Below are 20,989 nucleotides of genomic sequence, written 5' to 3'. Positions count from 1 at the left end.
AAAAACAACAGCATGGCTTGTCTAATGCTTTAGGGCAGCTATTCAGGTCACTTTCCTGCTGCGACCATGATCCTGCTTCAATTTGAGAAGCGTGGTTACTGACTTGCCTGCGAATCGCGAATTAGCGCGTTCATCAAAACCGCAGGCCTCGCATCGGCTTTAGCCGGGAAAGGGAGGTGGGCACGAAGTCACAGAAAACGACCGCGTCATGCGCGTTTTGCGCCTGATCGCAAAAATTTTGTTTCAACCGCGCGAGTAGCCGTTTTGTAGATGAATGACGGTCGAGCGCTTAGTAAGTGGAATTTTCTTATGTCTAGCAGACGCTCTCAACCAAATAATGATATTACAGCAATCGGCGAAGTGAACGTCGACAAGGTCTATGCACCTGTCGATGCCGATGTGAAAGTTGGCTATGCCGACGTCGATATCGATGCTGATGTAAATGAGCAGGATAACGACAACGAGAATAAGAACGACAACGATGTCGACAACGAGAATAAGAACGACAACGAAGTTAAGAATGACAACGACGTCGATAACGACGTTGATAACAAGAACGACAACGACGTTGCTAATATTAACGGTCAGCAGCAGAAGAACGGCGGCGACGACAGCAACGACAACTCCAACTCCAACAAGGTCAACATCGACTTTGGCGGTGGCGAGTGGATCCCGCGCGATGACGATCTGGTAGATGTCGACGTCAGCAAAGGCGGTTCGGTCGAAGACGTTATCACTGTCGGCAACGACTTTGACTACGATCCCGGCGACGACATGAACCTGGATATTTCGCTGAACGGCGAAGGCAATGACATGCTGGCCATCAACAGCCAGCTGGCCGAGCTGAACGACGCGGACCATCTTGGTGACGCAACTGTCCGCAACGACGGTCGTTTTGACCAGTCGGGCGACGCGCGTGGCGGAACCGCAACCTCTGCTGAAGGCATCTCTTCGCAGTCTGTCGGTGGCGACACCGGTGACGGCGGCTACAACTATGGTGGCGACGCAGCAGCTTACACCAAGGGCAGCACAGCAATTGCAGCCGGTGGTGAAGCAGGTGATGCTGACGCCGACGCAGACGCTGGTAACGGCGGTGCTTCGGGCGATGCAACCACGCTTGGCCTGAATGTGGGCAAAGGCTACGCTGACTCGGATGGATCCGGTGACGGTGGCAACAGTGGTCACGCGGACGCGGATTCGGATGCCGACAATGACGGTCATTCCGATGCATCGGACGCCGACAGCAACGGTGGCGACGGCGGCAATGCCGGTTCGATCGGTCTGGGCCTGGGCCTGGGTGTGTCGGGCGCTGGCAATGACGGCGAATCCGAAGGCGGCGACAACGCAAGCATTGCTGCTGCTAAAGGCGGCGCGCTGGCGGACAATGACGCTTCGGCTGACGACGCAAATGGCGGCGACAGCGGCGCTGGCAACATTGGTCTGGCCAAGAACGACGCCGAAAGCGATGCAGACGCTGGTGACACCTCTTCGGGTGGCAACATCGGTCTGGGCAAAGCAGCAAGCGCAGCTGGCGCAGACGCAGATGCTGATGGCGGCCGTGGTGACGGTGGCAACGGTGACGGTGCTCGCGGTGACGGCGCCAAAGGCGTTGGCGGCGACAGCACCGGTGGCGGTGGCGAAGGCGGCGATGCCGGCCAGATCGACACAGCCGTTGCAGGTGCCAAGCAGCTGAATGGCCTGAGCGGTCTGAACCACAACGACGCAGATGCTGATGCTGGCGGATACGACAAAGCCTATGGCGGCGACGTGAACGCTGATGGCGCTGATGGCGGCGACGGTACCGGTGGTAAAGGTATCGGTGGTGACGGCACTGGCGGCAACGGCCCGGGTGGCGACGCTGACGGTGGTCGTGCCGAAGCAGACTCTTCTGCGAAGGGTGTAGGCGATCAGGACGCAACAGGTCCTGAGGTATCGCCGACTGCTGGTGATGTGTACGGTAAAGCCGGCAACGATCAGGATGCAGATTCTGATGGTGGCAACGGTGGAACCAACGACACCGACGGTCATGCTGACGCCGAGGGTACCGGTACTGCGAAAGCAGACGGCTTCGGTGGCGGTGGTGGTGCTGTTGATCAGGATGCAACGTCTGATGCACGTGGCACCGGATCTGCTGACGCCGACAACGATGCCGGAAACGCCGGAGACGCCGAAGTATTCGCAGTGGCTGACACTGACGGCTCTGCCGACAGCTTGGCCCAAGCGATCTCGGGTTATGCTGGCGCAGGGAGCTCGGACAACGATGCGACTGCAACCGGTTACGGTACGTCGCACGGTACGGCTGACTCCGGCTTCGGCGGCGGCGGTGGTGCTGCGATGGCCACAGGTGGCGAGGGTGGTAACGCCCACGGTTACCTGGACATCGGTGACGTCAAAGGCGGCGCTCAGGAAGGCGGAAACGCATCTGGTGCCAACTCGGGCGACGGTGGTAACGGCGGAAACGCGGGTACCTGGGGCGCGAACAATGCTGGTGACAGCATCGTGTCCGGCGAGTCGAACGCATCTGCAGCAGCAGTTGTCGACACCGCGGCCTTCAACCAGTCGATTGTCATGGGCGCCAACGTCCTGGGCAACTCGGTCGACACGACCATGGTTGGTGGCAACATGTCGTCCAGCTACTCGAGCGACGACACCGACACCTAATAGAAGAACCAGAGCCCGCTCTTACGCGGGCTCTGACTCCTTCCAAGACAACTCCGGGGGCGCACAACGTGGCCTCGGTCCAACCGAACCTAAGCCGGAAATTTTAGGCCGGCGCGGGGAAAGGAAACCCAGATGTCGCTTGACAGTATTTCTGAACAGATTGCACATTTTGTTGGTACATTTGCCCTGACCATTGAACAGGCACGCTGGCGCGACCAGTACGAAGAATTCACGGCGTTGCGCCGCAAAGCCGAACTTGAAGAGCTTGAAGATCCTACACGTATTTCTGTGAAAGCCGACCTCAAGCCGATTTCCGGTGAATATGATCCGCTTCCGTATAAATTCGCAGCGCCTCAGGTAAGCTATCCCGCCAACCCCTCGGTACAGGTTCAGCTGAGTGACCCGGAAACCTTCTCGGGTCCGGCAGTCCAAGCCAATATCTACTTGCCTGAAACCCTGGCCACAGGCGCGACGCTGACACAAATTAACATCATCCTTGAACCGGTTTACATCAACGAACTGATTGGCTCAGCCGTTACGCATACGGTTCAGAAGGTCTATCTGAACGACAACGATACTGTTGGCGAAGGCGACTTCCGCGATGTCGAGGTCCTGATGGCGCAGGGCGCGGCCCTCGCTGAAGGCGCGACCCAACTGCACGCGATCTCGACGCTGTCAGTCCATATTCAGGACTATCAGTCCGGCGAAGCGATCGAGATGCTGATCGAACAGATTGAATCGCCGATCAATGTCGAAATCGAAGGTGTGACTGTTTATCAGTTCCACGGCGAGGATGCGACCGGGATGATCGTCAACGGCGAACAAGTCGACGAGATTCCCAATTTTCTGGACCTGCAGCCGGACCATCACCAGGACGACGACGAGGAAGACGGCGAAGAGGATACCTTTGCCGAAGCTCTGCCGGCCGAGTGGGATCAATCAGACGACTATGAGTTCGAAGATGGCCACTCGATCGTTGCAGGTGGAAACCTGGCGATCAACGAAGTGTCGATCAGCGTTGGTTGGGTGGATGCGCCCAACATCGTTGTTGGCGGACAGGCCGTTAACCTGACAGTTGTCAGCCAGGTTGCCATCGTCTCGGATACCGACCAAGGCGAAGACGGCGTGCAGAGCGAAACCAAGGTTGTTCAGGCCGCCGCGATCAATGTGGAAGGCAACGAGGCGGCTTGGGTCGAAGACAACGTTCTGGAAGATCCCGAAACACAGGAAACCTTCGTCACGGTCGACTGGATCAGCGGTGACCTGTTGGTGACCAACTTTATCGAACAAGTTATCGACGCGACGGATATCGACCAGATTTCGACCGATATCACGGCCAGCTCGACAGCCTATACGCTGGGCGACAACACGTTGATCAACGTGACCAATATCATCCAGCTGGGCAGCTTCTATGATGTGATCATCATCGGCGGCGATATGGTTTCCATCGATGTCGTGTCGCAGACCATCGTTCTGCTCGACAATGATGTGGTCCATGGCGCGCAGCCGACCGATGCCGAAGACAATCTGGTGATGAATCAGGTGTCGGTATCGACTCAGGGCGAAGACACCCATGAGGCCCTGAGCGACAATTTGGCCAGCACCGTTGATCTCCAGGAAGTGGACACTGATGCGTTAGAGGACGCATTGTTGAACGATCCTGAATTCGCGGGCGCCGAGTTGATCCGTGTTCTCAAGATCGAAGGCGATTTACTTCAAATTAATGTGATCGATCAGGTCACCATTCTGCAGGACGACGATGATGTGTATGTCGAAGGGCCGGGTGGTGAAGAGACTTCGGCCCTTGGTGCCGGAAATGCCATCCTGAACGCAGCCAACGTCACCAAAATTGGTGTGGATTCGGTCGTAAGGGCACAAGAGGAAGAGTATTCTGACGTGATGTTGCATCAGGCCAGCCTGATCGACAGCCCCGAAGAAGAAAATGCTGAACTGGTAAACGAAGCAATTGCTCTTCTGATGGAAGAAGCCGATGCCGGAAATGACGCTGACGGTATGGCTGGCAACTCGAATCTTACGTCTTCTGAAATGGCCACCATCGACGACGGCCTGCAAACTATGCTAGCATAGTAACCCTGTTTGTTACGAGTGACCTGAAAGTTTTGACATGTCGATTGTTTTTCCGTCTCGTCCGAGGCGATTCCCAAGCCCATTGGATCGCAACGGCGGCGGCGTATCTAAGCCGCCGAAAATGAGCAAGGTAGAAGATAAGCCCAACAAGACCCCCGGATTGCGCCTGAGCGAGGATTTTCGCGTTCGCAATTCGAAAGACGGTGAACAAGAGGCTGTCGCTGATAGCGATGCGAGCGCCAATGAAACCGTGAAAGCGCAACCTGTAAATTCTGATCAGAATGAGGAGCCGCAATTGCGCGCCGGTGCTTCTGCCCGACGCGATCAGCCGCAGCCTGCCGAAGACAGTGACCAACAGGGCAGCGGCGATGGGGTGGCCGATGCCAAGGGGCCCGATCCTGAAACCGTCAACAAAACGAGCGACCGTATACCCCCCGCGTCGCGCTCGAAAGGCGGTGAACGCATGGGCACCACTATCGAGGCCAAGGCGAATGAGCCATTGCTGCGTAGCAACTCAGGCGGCGGCGATGGCAAAGGGCCACCCCAAACTTTCCACAAACGCACTCCGCCCGAAGATTTCCAAAAGACGCTGCGCACCTCGCTGCGGGCGATCTATCGCAATCTGGCCTTTGTGCTGGTGTTGACTTGTGCGACCAATATTCTGGTTCTGGCGATCCCGATCTATCTGTTCCAGATCAGTGACCGCGTTCTGACCAGCCGGTCGCTGGACACGCTGATCATGCTGACGGCTATCGTGGCCGGAGCGGTCGTCTTTCAATCGGCCTTTGACGCGGTCCGTCGCTTTATGCTGATGCGCACCGGGGTCGAGGTTGCCGCGCGTCTGGGCGCGCCGGTGTTAAGTGCGGCGGCGCATGCCTCGCTGCACGGTAACGGGCGCGAGTATCAGACGCTGGGTGATCTGCAGCAAGTGCGCGGATTTCTGGTGTCAGGTACTCTGATCTCTTTCCTTGATGTGCCCTTTGCACCTCTGTTCATCCTGATGATCTTTCTGGTGCATCCACAGCTGGGCATGATCGTGATCGTCACGGCACTGCTGCTGATGCTGATTGCCTTCATCAACCAGCGCATGACCGCCAAACCCTTTGCCGAGGCGAACAAGGCGCAGTCCATGGCGAACATGCACCTGGATTCGATGGCGCGGAACAGCCAGATCATCAACGCGCTGGCCATGATCCCCGAGGCCGTGCGCATCTGGGGTCGCGATACCGCGCAGTCGCTGACCTGGCAGGTCAAGGCGCAGGATCGCAACGTGATCTTTGCCGCCATTTCGCGAGGTGTGCGCCTGCTGACGCAGATCACCATTCTGGGTTGGGGTGCGTTCTTGTCCCTGCAGGGTGAAATCACCGGCGGTATGGTGATTGCGGCCTCGATCATCGCGGGCCGGGCCTTTGCCCCGATCGAAGGTTCAATCGAAGGCTGGAACAGCTTCCTGCTGACCCGGGGTGCCTATGCCCGGATTAATCAGCTACTGTCGAACTCGGCCCTGCAATTCGAAAAACTTCGCCTGCCGCGCCCCGAAGGCCGGCTGGATGTGGAACGCTTGCTTTACGTGCCCGGCGGTACCAAACGTGTTGTACTGAACGGGATCAGCTTTTCACTTAACCCGGGTGAGACGCTGGCGATCATCGGCAACTCTGGCGCGGGCAAGACCACGCTGGGCAAGACGCTGGTGGGGTCAATCCTGCCGACATCGGGCAGCGTGCGGCTGGACCTGATGGATATCCGTAACTGGGACCCGCGTCAGTTCGGCGAAAGCATCGGTTATCTGCCGCAGGACGTGCAGCTGTTCCCGGGCACCATTAAGGACAATATCGGCCGGATGCGTAATGACGCGACGGACGAGCAAATCCATGATGCCGCGGTTCTGGCTGACGTGCACAACATGATCGCGACCCTGCCGCAAGGCTATGAGACGGTGGTGGCCGCCGATGGATCGCCCCTGTCGGGGGGGCAGAAACAGCGTATCGCGCTGGCCCGGGCGTTCTTTGGCAATCCGCGCATGGTGGTGCTGGACGAGCCGAACTCGAACCTGGACGTGGCTGGCGACAAGGCGCTGGCCAAGGCCATCGAACAAGCCAAGGCCAACAAGATTACGGTGGTTGTTATCACGCAAAAGCCAACCCTGTTGAACGCGGTCGACAAGATCATGCTGCTGACGGACGGCCGTGTGGCGCTGTTTGGTCATCGCGAACAGGTATTGCAACAATTGAACGGGCCGCGGAACAACCAGCCCGGCATTCAAAAGCAGTAATTTGGGGGAAGTAAGATGAATGAACTTGTACCCGTTAACAACGATCCCCAGGACCCGGCGGTTTGGTACGCCGAGGTTCCACGCTCGATCAGCCGATTGGTGGTTGTCGGGATGATCATGCTGGTGGTCTGCTTCGGCGGGTTTGGCCTTTGGTCGTTCAGTGCACCGCTGGCTGCCGCGGTCATTGCGCAGGGAAGTTTTGTGGCCACTGGCCGCAACAAGATCGTGCAGCATCTGGAGGGTGGCATCATCCAGGAAATCCAGGTCGCTGAAGGCCAGTCTGTCCAGGCAGGACAGATCATGATGACCCTCGACCAAACCTCGGCCGAAGCAAATGAGCGCGAGCTTTTCATCCGCAAAATCCGTTTGCAGGCGATGTCGGAACGTCTGAACGCAGAATATGATGAAAAGCAGCGGCTGGAGTTTTCGCCCAACCTGCTTGAGGCCTCGGATGACATCGAAGTCCTCAGCATTCTGGACGGTCAAAAGATCACCTTTGATCTGTCCCGCAAGACATTGCTGAACGACATCGCGCTGCTTGAGCGCAACATGGAAGCCCTGCGTATCCGCTCCAGCGGGTTTGAGGCGCAGCTGGACAGCATGAAACGACGGTCAGACATTCTGCAGGAAGAGTTTGAAACCAAACAGACCCTGTTCGAAAAAGGCCTTGTCCGTAAGGGTGAGCTGAATACGATCCGTCGTGTTCAGGCCGAAGCGGAGGGCCAGCAGGCTCGCCTGCAGGCCGAAGCGTCCGAGATCAGCCAGATGCTGCTGAAATTTGACGAACAGATTGATCGCACCCGCGCCGCCTATCGCGAAGCAGCGCTGGATGAGCTGGGCGTGATCGAGGCGGATCTTGAAAGTGTCCGCGAAAAAGCGCGTCAGGCGCGCAGCGTTCTGGACCGCGCGGTTGTGCGGGCCCCGGTGACGGGTACGGTGGTGCGGCTGCATTACCACACGCCCGGCGGTGTGATCGAAACCGGTGAACCCATTGCCGAGATTCTGCCCGCTGACGCCCCTCTGATCATCGAGGCGCAAATCCCCCGGACCGAGATCGACAGTGTTGTGACCGGGCAGGACGCGACCGTCCGTCTGGTGGGCCTGAACCAGCGAACAACGCCCGTGCTGAACGGGCAGGTGTTTTACCTGTCGGCGGATGCGGTGGTCGAGGACACGCATGGCGCCCCGCAAGAGGTCTATCTGGCCCGTATCTCGCTGGAACCAGAAGAGCTGGAACGCGTGCGTGGCTTTATACCAACCCCCGGCATGCCCGCCGAGATCATGATTCAGACCGAAGAGCGCACATTTGCCGCCTATATCGCCAAACCGGTGACCGACAGTATGTCGCGCGCGTTTCGCGAACAATAAACGGGCTGGCCTCTGGGGCCGGTCTACACCTTCCAATTCTCGCATGTTATCCTCCGGTGATCATCACCGGAGGTTCACTTATGGCGCTTAGCGTAAAAGACATGATGGAAGCGGCAAATGCCGTTGTCGAACGTATCGACACCGAGACGGCCAAGGGGCTGCTGGCGCAGGGCGGTTTGCTGCTGGATGTGCGGGATGGCGCAGAAGTGCAGCAAACCGGCACAGCGGAAAACGCCCTGCACATCTCTCGGGGGGTGTTGGAATTCAGCGCCGACGAAGCCCTGAAATCTCATAATCCCGAACTGCGCAAAGATCGGCCGATTGTCTTGTATTGCGCCGCTGGTGGCCGTGCAGCTCTGGCAGGTAAGGTTTTGAAAGATATGGGGTATGCGCAGGTCTATAACCTTGGTGGCTTTGCCGATTGGGTTAATGCAGGCGGTGCCGTTTCCAAAGCTTAGGCATTCAGGAACGTCCGAACCGCGGCCTCAAATTCGCGGGGCTTTTCGGCATGCAGCCAATGCCCCGCACCGGGGATTTTGGCGAATTTAGCGGCCGGAAAAAGCGCGCGGATTTGGGCGCGATGTTCAGGCAGGACATAATCCGACTCGGCGCCCGACAGGAACAGGGTCGGGCCATCCCAATGGCCGCTTATGTCGGGAAAGCCCATGATTCTGGGCATCTCGGCGGCCAGCACATCCAGGTTCAGCAACCAGCGTTGGTCCTGCACATCCAGAGACTGGGTGAAAAAGCTTTGCAGTGTTTTGTCGACCCCCAGCGCGGCCAGCTGTTCGGACGCGTCCGAGCGACGCGTGACCTTTGTCAGATCAACGGCGCGCATCGCCTCGATATACTGAATCTGGCTACGAGAATACGCAACCGGCGCAATGTCAGCCACCACCAGCTTGCGGACCAGATCACCATGCTGCAAGGCCAGCATCATCGCAGCCTTGCCACCCATGGAATGGCCCACCACGTCGGCTTTCCCTCCGAAGTGCTTGATGACCTCGGCCAGATCATTGGCCATGTCGGGATAGCTGTGCTGATCGGTCCATTGGCTATAGGCATGGTTGCGCATATCGACGGCGATCACCTGCCGTTCATCCGCAAGCCGCCGCGCGATCACCCCCCAGTTCCGCGCCGAGCCATATAGCCCATGTGCAATCAAAAGAGGGGGGCTATCGGTCGGTTCGCCATGAAGGATCGTGTTCAGCATAAAGATGTGATACCTGCCGCAAAAAGAAACGACCAGCCCCATTGTCGCCCCGCCAGCCGGTGACTAAGCTGTGGGGCTTGGAGGCCCGGAAATGTCCGAAAACACAGAAATTCAAAGCCAGATTGCGCAGACGCTGATGCTGTTGCGCAAGAAGCTGGGGGTAAAGGACAAGACGCTCACAGCTTCGATCCGCAAGGCCAAACGGCGACTGCCACGCCGCATCTACAAACAGGCATTGTTATTGGCGCAGGCCGAGCCGATGGCCTCGCATCCCAAACTCCGGTTGGTTTTGGACAACCCCCGGCTGCTGCGTGCGTCCGAAGAGGTGCAAGAGCATCTGGGCGGCATCAATCTGGCAGATCGGCGTCTGGGATGGTTTCTGGGGATGCTGGGTGGTCTGGCCTTTAACCTGCTGGCCGTGATCGTGCTGCTGTTGGTTGTCCTGTGGTGGCAGGGATTTATCTGAGCCACTAGACACAAAAAAACGGCGCCCGATGGACGCCGCTTAGCTTGTAAGTTTTTGATCCGATTACAGGTTCGGGTAAATCGGGAAGCGGGCGCACAGCTCGGCCACTTCGGCTTTGACCTTGGCTTCGACAGCGCCGTTGCCCTCTTCGCCATTGGCGGCCAGACCGTCGACCACTTCGATGATCCAATCCGCGATCTGGCGGAATTCGACCTCGCCAAACCCACGGGTGGTTCCGGCGGGTGAGCCCAGACGGATACCGCTGGTGATGGTTGGCTTTTCCGGATCAAACGGCACGCCGTTCTTGTTGCAGGTGATATGCGCGCGGCCGAGGGCCTTTTCGGTCGCGTTGCCTTTGACGCCTTTGGGGCGCAGGTCGACCAGAACCACATGGGTGTCCGTGCCGTGGGTCACGGTATCCAGACCGCCCTTGATCAGCTGATCCGACAGCGCCTGCGCGTTGGTGATGACCTGCTGAATATAGGTCTTGAACTCGGGGCGCAGGGCCTCGCCGAACGCAACGGCTTTGCCGGCGATCACGTGCATCAGCGGGCCGCCCTGAATGCCGGGGAAGATTGCCGAGTTCACTTTCTTGGCGATCGCCTCGTCATTGGTCAGGATCATGCCGCCGCGCGGGCCGCGCAGGGTCTTGTGGGTGGTGGTGGTCGCAACATGTGCGTGCGGGAAGGGGCTGGGGTGTTCACCCGCCGCAACCAGACCGGCGAAATGCGCCATATCGACGTGCAGATAGGCGCCGACCATATCGGCAATCTCACGCATGCGGGCAAAGTCGATCTGGCGCGGGATGGCCGAACCGCCTGCGATGATCAGCTTGGGTTGATGCTCTTTTGCCAGCGCTTCAACCTGATCGTAGTCCAGCATGTTGTCCTGCTGACGCACGCCATACTGAACGGCCTTGAACCACTTACCCGACTGGTTAGGGGCCGCGCCGTGGGTCAGGTGGCCACCTGCGTCCAGGCTCATGCCCAGAATGGTGTCGCCGGGCTGGATCAGCGCCTGGAACACACCCTGGTTGGCTTGGCTGCCCGAGTTTGGCTGTACATTGGCGAAACCGCAGCCGAACAGTTCTTTGGCACGGTCGATGGCCAGATTCTCGGCAACGTCGACGAACTGGCAGCCGCCATAGTAACGGCGACCGGGATAGCCCTCGGCATATTTGTTGGTCATGACCGAGCCCTGCGCTTCCATCACGGCGGCAGAGACGATGTTCTCGGACGCGATCAGCTCGATCTCGTCGCGCTGGCGGCCCAGCTCGGATGTGATCGAGCCGAACAGCTCGGGGTCACGATCCGCAAGGGACTGGGTGAAAAAACCGGTATCACGAAGATTGGCGTTCATGGAGGGCTCCGCATGGCTGCAATAAACTTGCGGATTTCCTATCGGAAACTGCGCAGGCACAAAAGCATTAAAGCGACGATTTGGTATTCTGGGGCGTCAAGACTGGCCTATCGGGGAAAGGTATGTTTGTTTCGGAACCAAATGCGCAGCACTGGAAACCGGAATAAATGAAAAAGAGAATCGCCTTTCTGGCCAGCGACGTCCAAGTTGCGCAAGCTTCGCGGGACAGCCTTGTTCGCCGCTATGGAAACGCGGCTCCGCGTGATGCGGATGTGGTGGTTGCATTGGGCGGGGACGGGTTCATGTTGCACACGCTGCACAATATGCAGCATCTGGATACGCCGGTTTACGGTATGAACCGTGGCACCATCGGTTTCCTTATGAATGAGTTCCACGAAGACGACCTTCTGGAACGTCTTGAAGCCGCCGAGGAAGAGGTGATCAATCCGCTTGCGATGCAGGCCATGGATCAGGCCGGGAAACTGCACGAAGCACTGGCGATCAACGAAGTCTCGCTCTTGCGTGCGGGCCCTCAGGCCGCGCGGCTGAAGATCAGTGTGGATGGCCGGGTGCGCATGGCGGAACTGGTTTGTGACGGCGCGTTGCTGTCCACGCCTGCGGGATCGACCGCGTATAATTATTCGGCGCATGGGCCGATTCTGCCCATCGGCTCTGACGTGCTGGCGCTGACGGCGATTGCGGCGTTTCGGCCCCGAAGGTGGCGCGGGGCGTTGCTGCCCAAGATCGCTAAGGTGCGATTCGATGTGCTGGACGCCGATAAGCGGCCCGTGATGGCAGACGCGGATTCGGTGTCGTTTCCCGATATCGACTGGGTGGAAATCCGCTCGGAACCCTCAATCCAGCACCGAATTCTGTTTGATCCGGGCCATGGGCTGGAAGAACGCCTGATCTCGGAACAATTTACCTGAGTTATCAAAAAAATCGCGTTTTCTCTCTCTTGTGTGATCCAGTTCACAGGCGCGCGATTTACCGTTTGTTAATGTGAACTTGCCCGGACAACACGTCGAGGTGGGAGTGAGTGGCCACCAACCGGCGTTGTCGAACAGTGCGCAGTTTTCGCGCCGGCGAGGGTAGGTGGTGCTACGCTCGTTGTCAGACTTCCGGGCTTATTTTAGAAAGCGGACCCCGGGTACAATAGCCCGGGGTCAATTTCTTTGGTGGGGCCGGTTCAGGCCCCGTTCATCTTGTCCCAGAGCGGCAGACACATCTGGCCCACGCGGGCCTCAATCGCGGCGGCGGCGTCAACGGCCATATCCTCGCGCCAGCGACGGGCGGCGATCTGCACGTTGATGGGCTGCGGCCCTTGCGGCAGATCGGCCAGACGGGCCGGAACACAGGCGGCGGGCAGGCCCAGAAAGTTCATCGCATAAGAATAGACGGCGCAGCCCAGAACCTCGTGCACGCCTTCTGCGCCTTCGGTATCGCGGTCCGGCTTGAAGAACGGCTGCGGCATGAACGGGGACAGGACCAGCGGATAGTCCTGCAGGAACAGTGCCCATTCCCGCGCGTAGTGCGTGCGTTTGGCCATCATCTGCACCAGTTCGGTGCCTGTGATGGGGGGGAACTCCTGAAAATAGACCTCGAATATCTGGCGGATGGTGTCTGAACCTGCCGCTTCGATGTCGCCTTTCAGCAGGGTCAGAACCTCGCCCATCAAGCTGCGATAGCCTGTGCGCCCGCATTCGTACACATCGGGCAGACGGACCTCTTCCACCTGATAGCCTGCATCGTTTAGCGCGTCGCGGGCGGTGTCCAGCGCCTTGTCGACCTCGGGGTGGAGGGCATAGCCATAGGTTTCCTTGGTGAACGCCACTTTGATCGGGTCATCAGGCGCATCGCCGCGCCACGGCATAGGCACATGGAACGGATCGCGCGGGTCTGCGGCGATCAGGCTGGGCATCGACAGATGCAGATCGGCGGCCGAGCGCGTGATCAGACCCTGCACCGACATGGATTGAGCCAGCAGCCCACGTTCCACCTGCTGGCTTGGGTTCCACGCAGGCACCCGGCCCAGACCGGGTTTCACCGTGACCGCACCATTGGCCGCAGCCGGAAAGCGCAGGCTGCCGCCAATATCATTGCCATGCGCCAAAGCGCCGATCCCCGCCATCACGGCAGAACCGGCCCCACCGGACGATCCGCCGGGCGAGATATGGCGACCCCACGGATTATGCGTGCGACCGTGCAGAGGGTTGTCGGTATCCGCGCGAAACGAAAACTCGGGCGTGTTGGTTCGTCCGATCACCACGGCGCCCGCGTTCTGCAGGTTGCGCACGACGGGGGCGTCGTCCGGCGCGATGACATCTTTCAGCGCGACAACGCCGTTTGATGTGGCGTGCCCCGCTTGATCCACGTTGATCTTGATGGTGACCGGTACGCCGTGAAGGGCGCTGAGCGGGGCGCCCTGTGCGCGGGCCTTGTCCAGGTGTTGGGCGCGGTCCAGCGCCTGCGCGCTCAGATCCTCGACCACGGCGTTCAGGTCTGGATTGACCTGTTGCATGCGGTCGATTGAGCTGCGCACGGCGTCCTCGGCGCTCAGCTCGCCGTTGCGGGTCAGATCGGTCAGCTCAGTGGCGCTCAAACGCCAGATGTCGGAATGTGTCATGGGCCCTCGCTGTCTGAAACCGACAGTAGGGGCCTTGGGTCTGGTTGCAAGTGAAAGGCGCGGGCGATCCGTGACCGCCCGCCTTGCGTTTATTGGGCGTAACCCAAGGTTTTCAGGGCCACGGTGATCTCGTCCAGAATGGCCGGATCATCGATGGTTGCGGGCATCTTGTAGTCCTGACTGTCCGCAATCGACACCATCGTGCCGCGCAGGATCTTGCCCGAGCGTGTCTTGGGCAGACGATCCACGACGACAGCCTGTTTGAAGGCCGCAACCGGGCCGATCTTTTCGCGCACCAGCTTGACGACATCCTGCACGACTTCGCCGTGATCCCGATCACACCCGGCGTTCAGGCACAGGAAGCCAACGGGCATTTGCCCTTTCAACTGATCGGTCACGCCGATCACGGCGCATTCGGCGACATCGGGGTGGGCGGCCAGAACCTCTTCCATCCCGCCGGTGGAAAGGCGGTGACCCGCGACGTTGATCACGTCATCGGTGCGCGCCATGATGTAAAGGTATCCGTCCTCATCAATCATGCCCGCATCGCCGGTTTCATAGTATCCGGGGAAGTGGTTCAGGTAAGAGCTTTTGAACCGCTCTTCGGCGTTCCACAGCGTCGACAGAGTGCCCGGCGGCAGCGGCAGTTTGACGGCAATCGCGCCCAGCTCACCGGGTTTCATCGGGTGGCCGCCTTCGTCCAGAATCTGCACGTCATAGCCCGGCATCGGCTTGGCCGGAGAGCCCAGCTTGATCGGCAGTTCCTCGATCCCCAGCGGGTTGCCCGCGATGGCCCAGCCGGTTTCGGTCTGCCACCAGTGGTCGACCACCGGAACATTCAGCGCCTTCTGGGCCCATTCAATCGTATCCGGGTCGGCACGTTCACCGGCCAGGAACAGGGCGCGCAGGTTGGACAGGTCGTATTTGCCGATCATCTCGCCCTTGGGGTCTTCGCGCTTTACCGCGCGGATCGCGGTGGGGGCGGTGAAAAAGCTTTTGACGTTGTGCTCATCGATCACGCGCCAGAAGGTGCCTGCATCGGGGGTGCCGACGGGTTTGCCCTCGAACACGATGGTGGTGCTGCCGTTGATCAGCGGTGCGTAGCAGATATAGGAATGCCCCACGACCCAGCCCACATCGGACGCGGCCCAGAACACATCGCCTGCATCCACGTCATAGATGTTTTTCATCGTCCAGTTCAGCGCAACCAGATGGCCTGCGGTGGGGCGCACAACCCCTTTGGGCGATCCCGTGGTGCCCGAAGTGTACAGGATATAGGCCGGGTCATTGCCATCGACCGGAACGCAATCGGCAGGTTCGACACCGTATTGGAACCCGTGCCAGTTATAGTCGCGTCCTTCGACCAACTGGGCCACTTCCTGTTCGCGCTGGAAGATCACGCAGAAATCGGGCTTGTGGGTCGCCAGATCAATCGCGCCGTCCAGCAGGGGTTTGTAATGCACCACGCGACCCGGCTCCATCCCGCAAGAGGCGGCGATGATGGCCTTGGGTTTGGCATCGTCGATGCGCACCGCCAGTTCGTTGCTGGCAAAACCGCCAAACACGACCGAGTGCACGGCCCCCAGACGGGCACAGGCCAGCATCGCCTCAAGGGCTTCGGGGATCATCGGCATATAGATGATAACGCGGTCGCCCTTTTCGACCCCTTTGTCCCGCAGAGCCCCGGCCAGTGTGGCCACGCGGTTGCGCAGCTCGACATAAGAAATCTCACGCTTGGTGTGGGTGATGGGGCTGTCATATATGATGGCGGTCTGTTCACCCCGGCCGTTTTCCACGTGGCGGTCGACAGCATTCCAGCAGGTGTTGACCCGCGCATCGCTATACCATTCGTACAGAGGGGCCTTGTCGCCAAACAGCGCTTTGGACGGAGGGCGGACCCAATCGATGCCCTGCGCGGCCTCCATCCAGAATGCCTCCGGGTCGGATTTCCAGCTGTCGTAAACGTCCTGATAAGCCACGTTGGTCTCCTCCTAAATCTCCTTGCAAACTGTGTAAGGGGGGCAGAGGGGCGCACACAAGCGAGGGACCTAACGGAGCGTCACTTTATCGCAAAATATTTGCAAGCTTCGCTAAAGTGACCTGCAAATTTTTGCAAAGTGAATTTAGGGGGCAAATTTTAGGGGATAATTTACCGGTTTTTGCAAATCTGCAAAGTTTCCGCGCGGGGAATCAGGGTATTGCCCTCGGGCGTCTATTCAAGCGCCCGAGGGTTTATTGATCGTTTATCCGTAATGTGTCACTGGCGTTCCGGCGATGGCGGCCATATTCAGCAGACCACGTGCCGTGATCGACGGTGTCACGATATGCGCCTTGTTGCCCATGCCCATCAGGATCGGTCCGACCTCAAGACCGTCTGCCTTCATCTTCAGGATATTGCGCACGCCGCTTGCGGCATCTGCATGGGCAAAGATCAGGACATTCGCAGCACCGGTCAGGCGTGAATTCGGGAAGATCCGCGACCGCAGTTCCGGGTCCAGCGCCACATCCAGATTCATTTCCCCTTCGTAGGTGAAGTCGCGCGGCTCGGAATCGAGGATTTCCAGCGCGGCGCGCAGGCGTTTACCGGAGCCTTCGGCCTGATTGCCGAACTGGGACTGCGAACAGAAGGCGATCTTTGGCTCAATCCCGAACCGGCGCACGTGGCGCGCGGCACCGATTGTGGATTCGGCCAGTTCCTCGGGTGTTGGCAACTGCCGCACATGGGTATCGGCAATGAACAAGGGGCCGTCCTCAAGGATCATCAGGGACAACGCGCCGTGCGGGCGCAGGTCGCCATCGGCCAGAACCTGCTGCACATAATTCAGATGCCAGCGGTATTCGCCGAACGTACCGCAGATCATGCTGTCGGCCTCGCCACGCTGGACCATGATTGCGGCAATTGCCGTGTTATTGGTGCGCATGATGGCCTTTGCCAGATCGGGGCTGACGCCCCGGCGTTGCATGATCTCGTGGTACGAGTTCCAATAATCGTAATAGCGCGGGTCATTGTGAGGGTTCACGATCTGGAAATCCTCGCCGGGTCGGACTGTCAGGCCCAAACGTTCACACCGGGCGCTGATCACGTCCGGACGGCCAATCAGGATGGGGGTTTCCGGGGTTTCTTCCAGAATGGCCTGCGCGGCGCGCAGAACGCGTTCATCCTCGCCCTCGGCAAAGACGATCCGGCGGGCGGCGGCGGCGGCGGCCTCGAACACGGGTCGCATCAGCAGGGCCGACTTGAACACGGTCTGGTTCAGACGTTCTTTATAGACCTCGATGTCTTCGATCGGGCGTTTGGCCACGCCGCTTTCCATCGCCGCCTTGGCCACAGCCGAGGAGACGACGCCCACCAAACGCGGGTCGAATGGTTTGGGAATAAGGTAATCTCGCCCAAAGGTCAGCTGCTCACCCTTATAGGCGGCTGCCGCCTCGGCGCTGGTGGTGGCGCGGGCCATTTCGGCGATGCCGTCCACACAGGCAATCTGCATCTCATCATTGATCTCGGTCGCGCCCACGTCCAGCGCACCCCGGAAGATGAAGGGGAAGCACAGAACGTTGTTGACCTGATTGGGAAAGTCACTGCGTCCGGTGGCGATGATCGCATCCGGCGCAACCTCACGCGCGGCCTGAGGCAGAATTTCGGGTGTCGGATTTGCCAGCGCAAAGATGATCGGGCGGCTGGCCATCTTTGCCACCATCTCGGGCTTGAGCACATTGGGGCCGCTGAGGCCAAGGAACAGGTCGGCCCCGTCAATTACGTCATCCAAAGTGCGCAAATCCGATTTCTGCGCAAACTGATCCTTGTGGGGGTTCATATCTTCGGTGCGGCCCTCATAGACCAGACCTTCAATGTCGCACAGCCAGATATTCTCGCGCTTGACGCCCAGTTTCATAAGCATGCTGAGACAGGCGATACCTGCCGCGCCGCCACCGGTTGAGACGACTTTGATATCTTCGAATTTCTTGCCTGCCACGTGCAGCGCGTTCTTTGCAGCCGCCCCCACGACAATGGCGGTGCCGTGCTGGTCATCGTGAAAGACCGGGATGTTCATCCGCTCACGGCACAGTTTTTCTACTATGAAACAGTCAGGGGCTTTGATGTCTTCCAGATTGATCGCCCCAAAGGTTGGCTCCAGCGCGCAGACAATATCGGCCAGCTTTTCCGGGTCGGGCTGGTCGACCTCGATATCGAAACAGTCGATCCCGGCGAATTTCTTGAACAGGACGGCCTTGCCCTCCATCACCGGTTTTGAGGCCAGCGCCCCGATATTGCCCAGCCCCAGAACCGCCGTGCCGTTCGACACAACCGCCACAAGATTGCCCCGTGCCGTATAGCGTTCGGCATTGTCGGCGTCTGCCTTGATCTCAAGGCTGGCCTCAGCCACGCCCGGAGAATACGCGCGCGCCAGATCGCGACCGTTTGCCATGGGCTTGGTCGCCTTGATCTCAAGCTTTCCGGGTTTTGGATGGGCGTGATAGTCAAGCGCGGCCTGCCGCAGGCTGGGTGTATCCGACATTGTCGTTTCAGCTCCTTTTGGAATTTGATTTAGCCTTAAACTAAATTTTCAGACTTGGCTACGTTGCGTCACTTGTGGGCGGGAAACCGGCTGATTTGTCGCTGCGGTTGATTTCTATCACAAAAGATTTATGGTCCCGCGACCTTCTATCCCACAGTTGTTTCGCTCCGAGAAGACCGGCATGAACCCCAAAGAAAACCTTCGAACAGGTGCAAACCTGCCTGCGTCCACACCGAGTTTCGGTACGGATCGGTTCGCTTTTCGGACAGCTATTGTGGCTGCGGTTATTGTACTGTGTGCCATCTCGATCTGGCCGATGCAGGCGGCGGTGTTCAATCAGGAAGGCGGGTTGATCGAGACAGCATCAGCGGCGGCTTTGCTGGTTGCCGGACTGGCAGCGTTGTACCGCTATCGCGGCCTAAGCCGCCTGTATATCGGTGTGGTTCTGTTGCTGCTGGCTGAGCGAGAGCTTGAGGCGGACATCTATGCTGTGGACACGGTGCCGTACCAAGTCCTGAATGGTTTGGACGGTTTGCTGGACATGACACTCGTGCGTGTCGTGCTGGCGGTGATCGTGTTGGGCGGGGTCGCGTGGCACGGTGTGCCAACCGCATGGCGCGCGTTGAAAGAGCGTGCGCCGTTCCTGCTGGTGTTCTTCATTGCGGGCATGTGCGCCGTGGTCGCGCAAGGGCTTGAGGAAATCAGCAGCGCGTTGAGCGATACCATGTCTGCGACTATGGCGACCCGGCTTTTCGTTTTGGAAGAAACGCTTGAGATGTTCTTTTCGATTGGCATTTTGGCCGCTGTTCTGATCGGATGGCCAAAATCCAAGACCGAAGAGACTTCGAATGACCCAAAGCCAGACCCAAGCTGAGATTCGCCTGCCTACGCAGGAACTGCGCGACGACATCCCGTTCTATACCAAGGTGCTGGGGATGCGCATGGATATGATCTATCCGGCGGATGACCCGCGGGTCGCAGTCTTTTCGGGTCATGGGCTGCGCTTGCGGATAGAAAAAGATGCACCCGAGACCCCCGGCACGCTGCGCATTCTGACCGATAACCCGGATGATTTCGCGGACGGTCAGCGCAGCCTTGTTGCGCCGAACGGGACGCGGGTGGAAATTGATGAACTGAACCCGCCCATGGTCATGCCCGATACGGTGCATTCCTTTGTTGTGCGCAGGCTCAAGGATCAGGCCCCATGGATCATTGGCCGCGCCGGGATGCACTATCGCGATCTGGTGCCGGACCGGCTGGGCGGGTCGATCATCGCCAGCCACATTCGCATCCCCGATGGCGGGCCGGTGCCGGATATGGTGCATTTTCATAGGGTCGGGTTTCAGCTTATCTTCTGCATCCACGGCTGGGTCGATGTGGTCTACGAGGATCAGGGCGACAAGATGCGCCTGACTGCAGGCGATTGCTTTATCCAACCGCCGGAAATCCGCCACCGCGTGCTGGAAGCATCGGACAATGTGCAGGTGATCGAGATCGGAGTGCCCGCCGAACATGTCACCGAGATCGATCACGACATGGCCCTGCCGACCCCACATTATCGCCCCGATCGCGAATGGCAGGGGCAGCGGTTCGTCTTCAATCAGGCCAAGGGTGCGGATTGGGTGCCCTTCCGCCTGCCGGGCTATGTCTGCCGTGACACGACCATCGCTGCGAACACCAAGGGCGTGGCTGGGGTGCAGGTCGTGCGCAAAGGGCAGGGCGACCCGCAATGGGCCGCACATGACACCGATATTCACTTTACCTTTGTCATGGACGGGCAGGTCACGCTTGAGGGCGAGGGCCGCGATCCGTTCCGGTTGGAGCAGGGCGACGCCTTTGTGATCCCGCCGGGCATGCGGACGCGGCTGTCCGATCCGTCGGACGATGTCGAATTGCTTGAGGTCACGCTGCCCGGTACGTTCAACACGACGCTGGGGTAAGAAAACTTCGGTCCGGGGCTTCAACTCGGGGGTCAGTTTCCGCTAGTGTGCAAATTTCTGACCATATGATCAAAAATTGGGGAATCGCCATGAGCCTGAAAGACGCCGCCCTGTCCGTTCGTGAAAACGCCTATGCGCCCTATTCGAAATTCAAGGTCGGGGCCGCGATCCGGTCGGAAACGGGCGTGGTTTATTCCGGCTGCAATGTCGAAAACGTGGCTTATCCCGAAGGCACCTGTGCCGAGGCCGGCGCCATCGCCGCCATGGTTGCCGCCGGTGAGCAGGCGCTGACCGAGGTCTATGTGGTCGCCTCTTCCCCGCAACCGGTGCCGCCTTGTGGCGGGTGCCGGCAGAAACTGGCCGAATTCGGCAAGCGTGACGTCAAGGTGACGCTGGCCACAGTGGATGGGTCGGAATTCGAAACAACCATCGGTGATCTTCTGCCGGGCGCTTTTGACGCCTCACATATGGAGTGAGCA

Annotated in this window: 15 protein-coding genes; 10 read left to right on the top strand and 5 right to left on the bottom strand. The window is 59.1% G+C overall.

Translation table 11 applies throughout. The features are described 5' to 3' along the window. Window positions 1–309: 309 nt before the first annotated feature. The 5 genes from ACR0J5_RS08630 to ACR0J5_RS08610 all read left to right on the top strand — a co-directional run bounded on the left by ACR0J5_RS08630 (window position 310) and on the right by ACR0J5_RS08610 (window position 8,847). Window positions 310–2,661: a hypothetical protein gene (locus ACR0J5_RS08630; RefSeq protein ID WP_480652336.1), complete on the top strand. Its 2,352-nt coding sequence runs from the start codon at window positions 310–312 to the stop codon at window positions 2,659–2,661. A gap of 132 nt (window positions 2,662–2,793) precedes the next feature. Further along, window positions 2,794–4,749 (top strand): type I secretion protein, encoded by a 1,956-nt coding sequence (locus ACR0J5_RS08625; protein WP_480652334.1) that lies wholly within the window; start codon window positions 2,794–2,796, stop codon window positions 4,747–4,749. A 121-nt stretch (window positions 4,750–4,870) separates the two neighbouring features. After that, window positions 4,871–7,021: a type I secretion system permease/ATPase gene (locus ACR0J5_RS08620; protein ID WP_480652332.1), complete on the top strand. Its 2,151-nt coding sequence runs from the start codon at window positions 4,871–4,873 to the stop codon at window positions 7,019–7,021. Window positions 7,022–7,036: 15 nt separating this feature from the next. Further along, entirely contained in the window at window positions 7,037–8,389 is a 1,353-nt protein-coding gene (locus ACR0J5_RS08615; protein ID WP_480652330.1) for an HlyD family type I secretion periplasmic adaptor subunit, read from the top strand. A gap of 80 nt (window positions 8,390–8,469) precedes the next feature. Beyond that, on the top strand, window positions 8,470–8,847 hold the full coding sequence (locus ACR0J5_RS08610) for a rhodanese-like domain-containing protein (protein WP_480652328.1): 378 nt from the start codon (window positions 8,470–8,472) through the stop codon (window positions 8,845–8,847). On the opposite strand, the gene ACR0J5_RS08605 is transcribed toward ACR0J5_RS08610, so the two are convergent. Then, window positions 8,844–9,644: an alpha/beta fold hydrolase gene (locus tag ACR0J5_RS08605; RefSeq protein WP_480652326.1), complete on the bottom strand. Its 801-nt coding sequence runs from the start codon at window positions 9,642–9,644 to the stop codon at window positions 8,844–8,846. The two genes, ACR0J5_RS08610 and ACR0J5_RS08605, sit on opposite strands and share 4 nt — an antisense overlap. 49 nt (window positions 9,645–9,693) lie before the next feature. On the opposite strand from ACR0J5_RS08605, the gene ACR0J5_RS08600 reads away from it, so the two are divergent. After that, window positions 9,694–10,068: a hypothetical protein gene (locus ACR0J5_RS08600; protein WP_480652324.1), complete on the top strand. Its 375-nt coding sequence runs from the start codon at window positions 9,694–9,696 to the stop codon at window positions 10,066–10,068. A 63-nt stretch (window positions 10,069–10,131) separates the two neighbouring features. On the opposite strand, the gene glyA is transcribed toward ACR0J5_RS08600, so the two are convergent. Next, on the bottom strand, window positions 10,132–11,427 hold the full coding sequence (gene glyA, locus ACR0J5_RS08595; RefSeq protein WP_480652322.1) for a serine hydroxymethyltransferase: 1,296 nt from the start codon (window positions 11,425–11,427) through the stop codon (window positions 10,132–10,134). Window positions 11,428–11,594: 167 nt separating this feature from the next. Here glyA and ACR0J5_RS08590 point away from each other — a divergent pair, with 167 nt between their 5' ends. Further along, the gene (locus ACR0J5_RS08590) at window positions 11,595–12,356 is read left to right on the top strand and encodes an NAD kinase (RefSeq protein WP_480652320.1); all 762 of its coding nucleotides are present in this window, start codon (window positions 11,595–11,597) and stop codon (window positions 12,354–12,356) included. Between the two features lie 260 nt (window positions 12,357–12,616). Here the strand turns inward: ACR0J5_RS08590 and ACR0J5_RS08585 are convergent, their stop codons facing one another. The 3 genes from ACR0J5_RS08585 to ACR0J5_RS08575 all read right to left on the bottom strand — a co-directional run bounded on the left by ACR0J5_RS08585 (window position 12,617) and on the right by ACR0J5_RS08575 (window position 18,570). Next, on the bottom strand, window positions 12,617–14,053 hold the full coding sequence (locus tag ACR0J5_RS08585; protein ID WP_480652318.1) for an amidase family protein: 1,437 nt from the start codon (window positions 14,051–14,053) through the stop codon (window positions 12,617–12,619). Between the two features lie 89 nt (window positions 14,054–14,142). Beyond that, window positions 14,143–16,032, bottom strand: a complete 1,890-nt coding sequence (prpE, locus tag ACR0J5_RS08580) for a propionate-CoA ligase PrpE (protein WP_480652316.1) — start codon at window positions 16,030–16,032, stop codon at window positions 14,143–14,145. 264 nt (window positions 16,033–16,296) lie between these two features. Then, on the bottom strand, window positions 16,297–18,570 hold the full coding sequence (locus ACR0J5_RS08575) for an NADP-dependent malic enzyme (protein WP_480652314.1): 2,274 nt from the start codon (window positions 18,568–18,570) through the stop codon (window positions 16,297–16,299). A gap of 181 nt (window positions 18,571–18,751) precedes the next feature. On the opposite strand from ACR0J5_RS08575, the gene ACR0J5_RS08570 reads away from it, so the two are divergent. The 3 genes from ACR0J5_RS08570 (at window position 18,752) to ACR0J5_RS08560 (ending at window position 20,986) form a co-directional block, all read left to right on the top strand. Beyond that, window positions 18,752–19,444 carry a hypothetical protein gene (locus ACR0J5_RS08570; protein ID WP_480652312.1) on the top strand — a complete coding sequence of 231 codons (693 nt, stop codon included), beginning with the start codon at window positions 18,752–18,754 and terminating at the stop codon, window positions 19,442–19,444. Beyond that, window positions 19,419–20,510 (top strand): cupin domain-containing protein, encoded by a 1,092-nt coding sequence (locus ACR0J5_RS08565; RefSeq protein WP_480652310.1) that lies wholly within the window; start codon window positions 19,419–19,421, stop codon window positions 20,508–20,510. The genes ACR0J5_RS08570 and ACR0J5_RS08565 overlap by 26 nt, the downstream gene beginning before the upstream one ends. Window positions 20,511–20,599: 89 nt before the next feature. Further along, window positions 20,600–20,986: a cytidine deaminase gene (locus ACR0J5_RS08560; protein ID WP_480652308.1), complete on the top strand. Its 387-nt coding sequence runs from the start codon at window positions 20,600–20,602 to the stop codon at window positions 20,984–20,986. Window positions 20,987–20,989: the final 3 nt, after the last annotated feature.

It is taken from the genome of Ruegeria sp. BE1 (assembly GCF_056538885.1).
This window is presented reverse-complemented; position numbering and strand designations above follow the sequence as displayed.

What these genes read in the sequence shown, in the direction of transcription:
- ACR0J5_RS08625 (WP_480652334.1), top strand. Translation starts at nt 2,794, where the DNA reads ATGTCGCTTGACAGTATTTCTGAACAGATTGCACATTTTGTTGGTACA.
- ACR0J5_RS08600 (WP_480652324.1), top strand. Translation starts at nt 9,694, where the DNA reads ATGTCCGAAAACACAGAAATTCAAAGCCAGATTGCGCAGACGCTGATG.
- ACR0J5_RS08560 (WP_480652308.1), top strand. Translation starts at nt 20,600, where the DNA reads ATGAGCCTGAAAGACGCCGCCCTGTCCGTTCGTGAAAACGCCTATGCG.
- ACR0J5_RS08610 (WP_480652328.1), top strand. Translation starts at nt 8,470, where the DNA reads ATGGCGCTTAGCGTAAAAGACATGATGGAAGCGGCAAATGCCGTTGTC.
- glyA (WP_480652322.1), bottom strand. Translation starts at nt 11,427, where the DNA reads ATGAACGCCAATCTTCGTGATACCGGTTTTTTCACCCAGTCCCTTGCG.
- ACR0J5_RS08605 (WP_480652326.1), bottom strand. Translation starts at nt 9,644, where the DNA reads ATGGGGCTGGTCGTTTCTTTTTGCGGCAGGTATCACATCTTTATGCTG.
- ACR0J5_RS08585 (WP_480652318.1), bottom strand. Translation starts at nt 14,053, where the DNA reads ATGACACATTCCGACATCTGGCGTTTGAGCGCCACTGAGCTGACCGAT.
- ACR0J5_RS08570 (WP_480652312.1), top strand. Translation starts at nt 18,752, where the DNA reads ATGAACCCCAAAGAAAACCTTCGAACAGGTGCAAACCTGCCTGCGTCC.
- ACR0J5_RS08590 (WP_480652320.1), top strand. Translation starts at nt 11,595, where the DNA reads ATGAAAAAGAGAATCGCCTTTCTGGCCAGCGACGTCCAAGTTGCGCAA.
- ACR0J5_RS08620 (WP_480652332.1), top strand. Translation starts at nt 4,871, where the DNA reads ATGAGCAAGGTAGAAGATAAGCCCAACAAGACCCCCGGATTGCGCCTG.
- ACR0J5_RS08575 (WP_480652314.1), bottom strand. Translation starts at nt 18,570, where the DNA reads ATGTCGGATACACCCAGCCTGCGGCAGGCCGCGCTTGACTATCACGCC.
- ACR0J5_RS08565 (WP_480652310.1), top strand. Translation starts at nt 19,419, where the DNA reads ATGACCCAAAGCCAGACCCAAGCTGAGATTCGCCTGCCTACGCAGGAA.
- ACR0J5_RS08630 (WP_480652336.1), top strand. Translation starts at nt 310, where the DNA reads ATGTCTAGCAGACGCTCTCAACCAAATAATGATATTACAGCAATCGGC.
- ACR0J5_RS08615 (WP_480652330.1), top strand. Translation starts at nt 7,037, where the DNA reads ATGAATGAACTTGTACCCGTTAACAACGATCCCCAGGACCCGGCGGTT.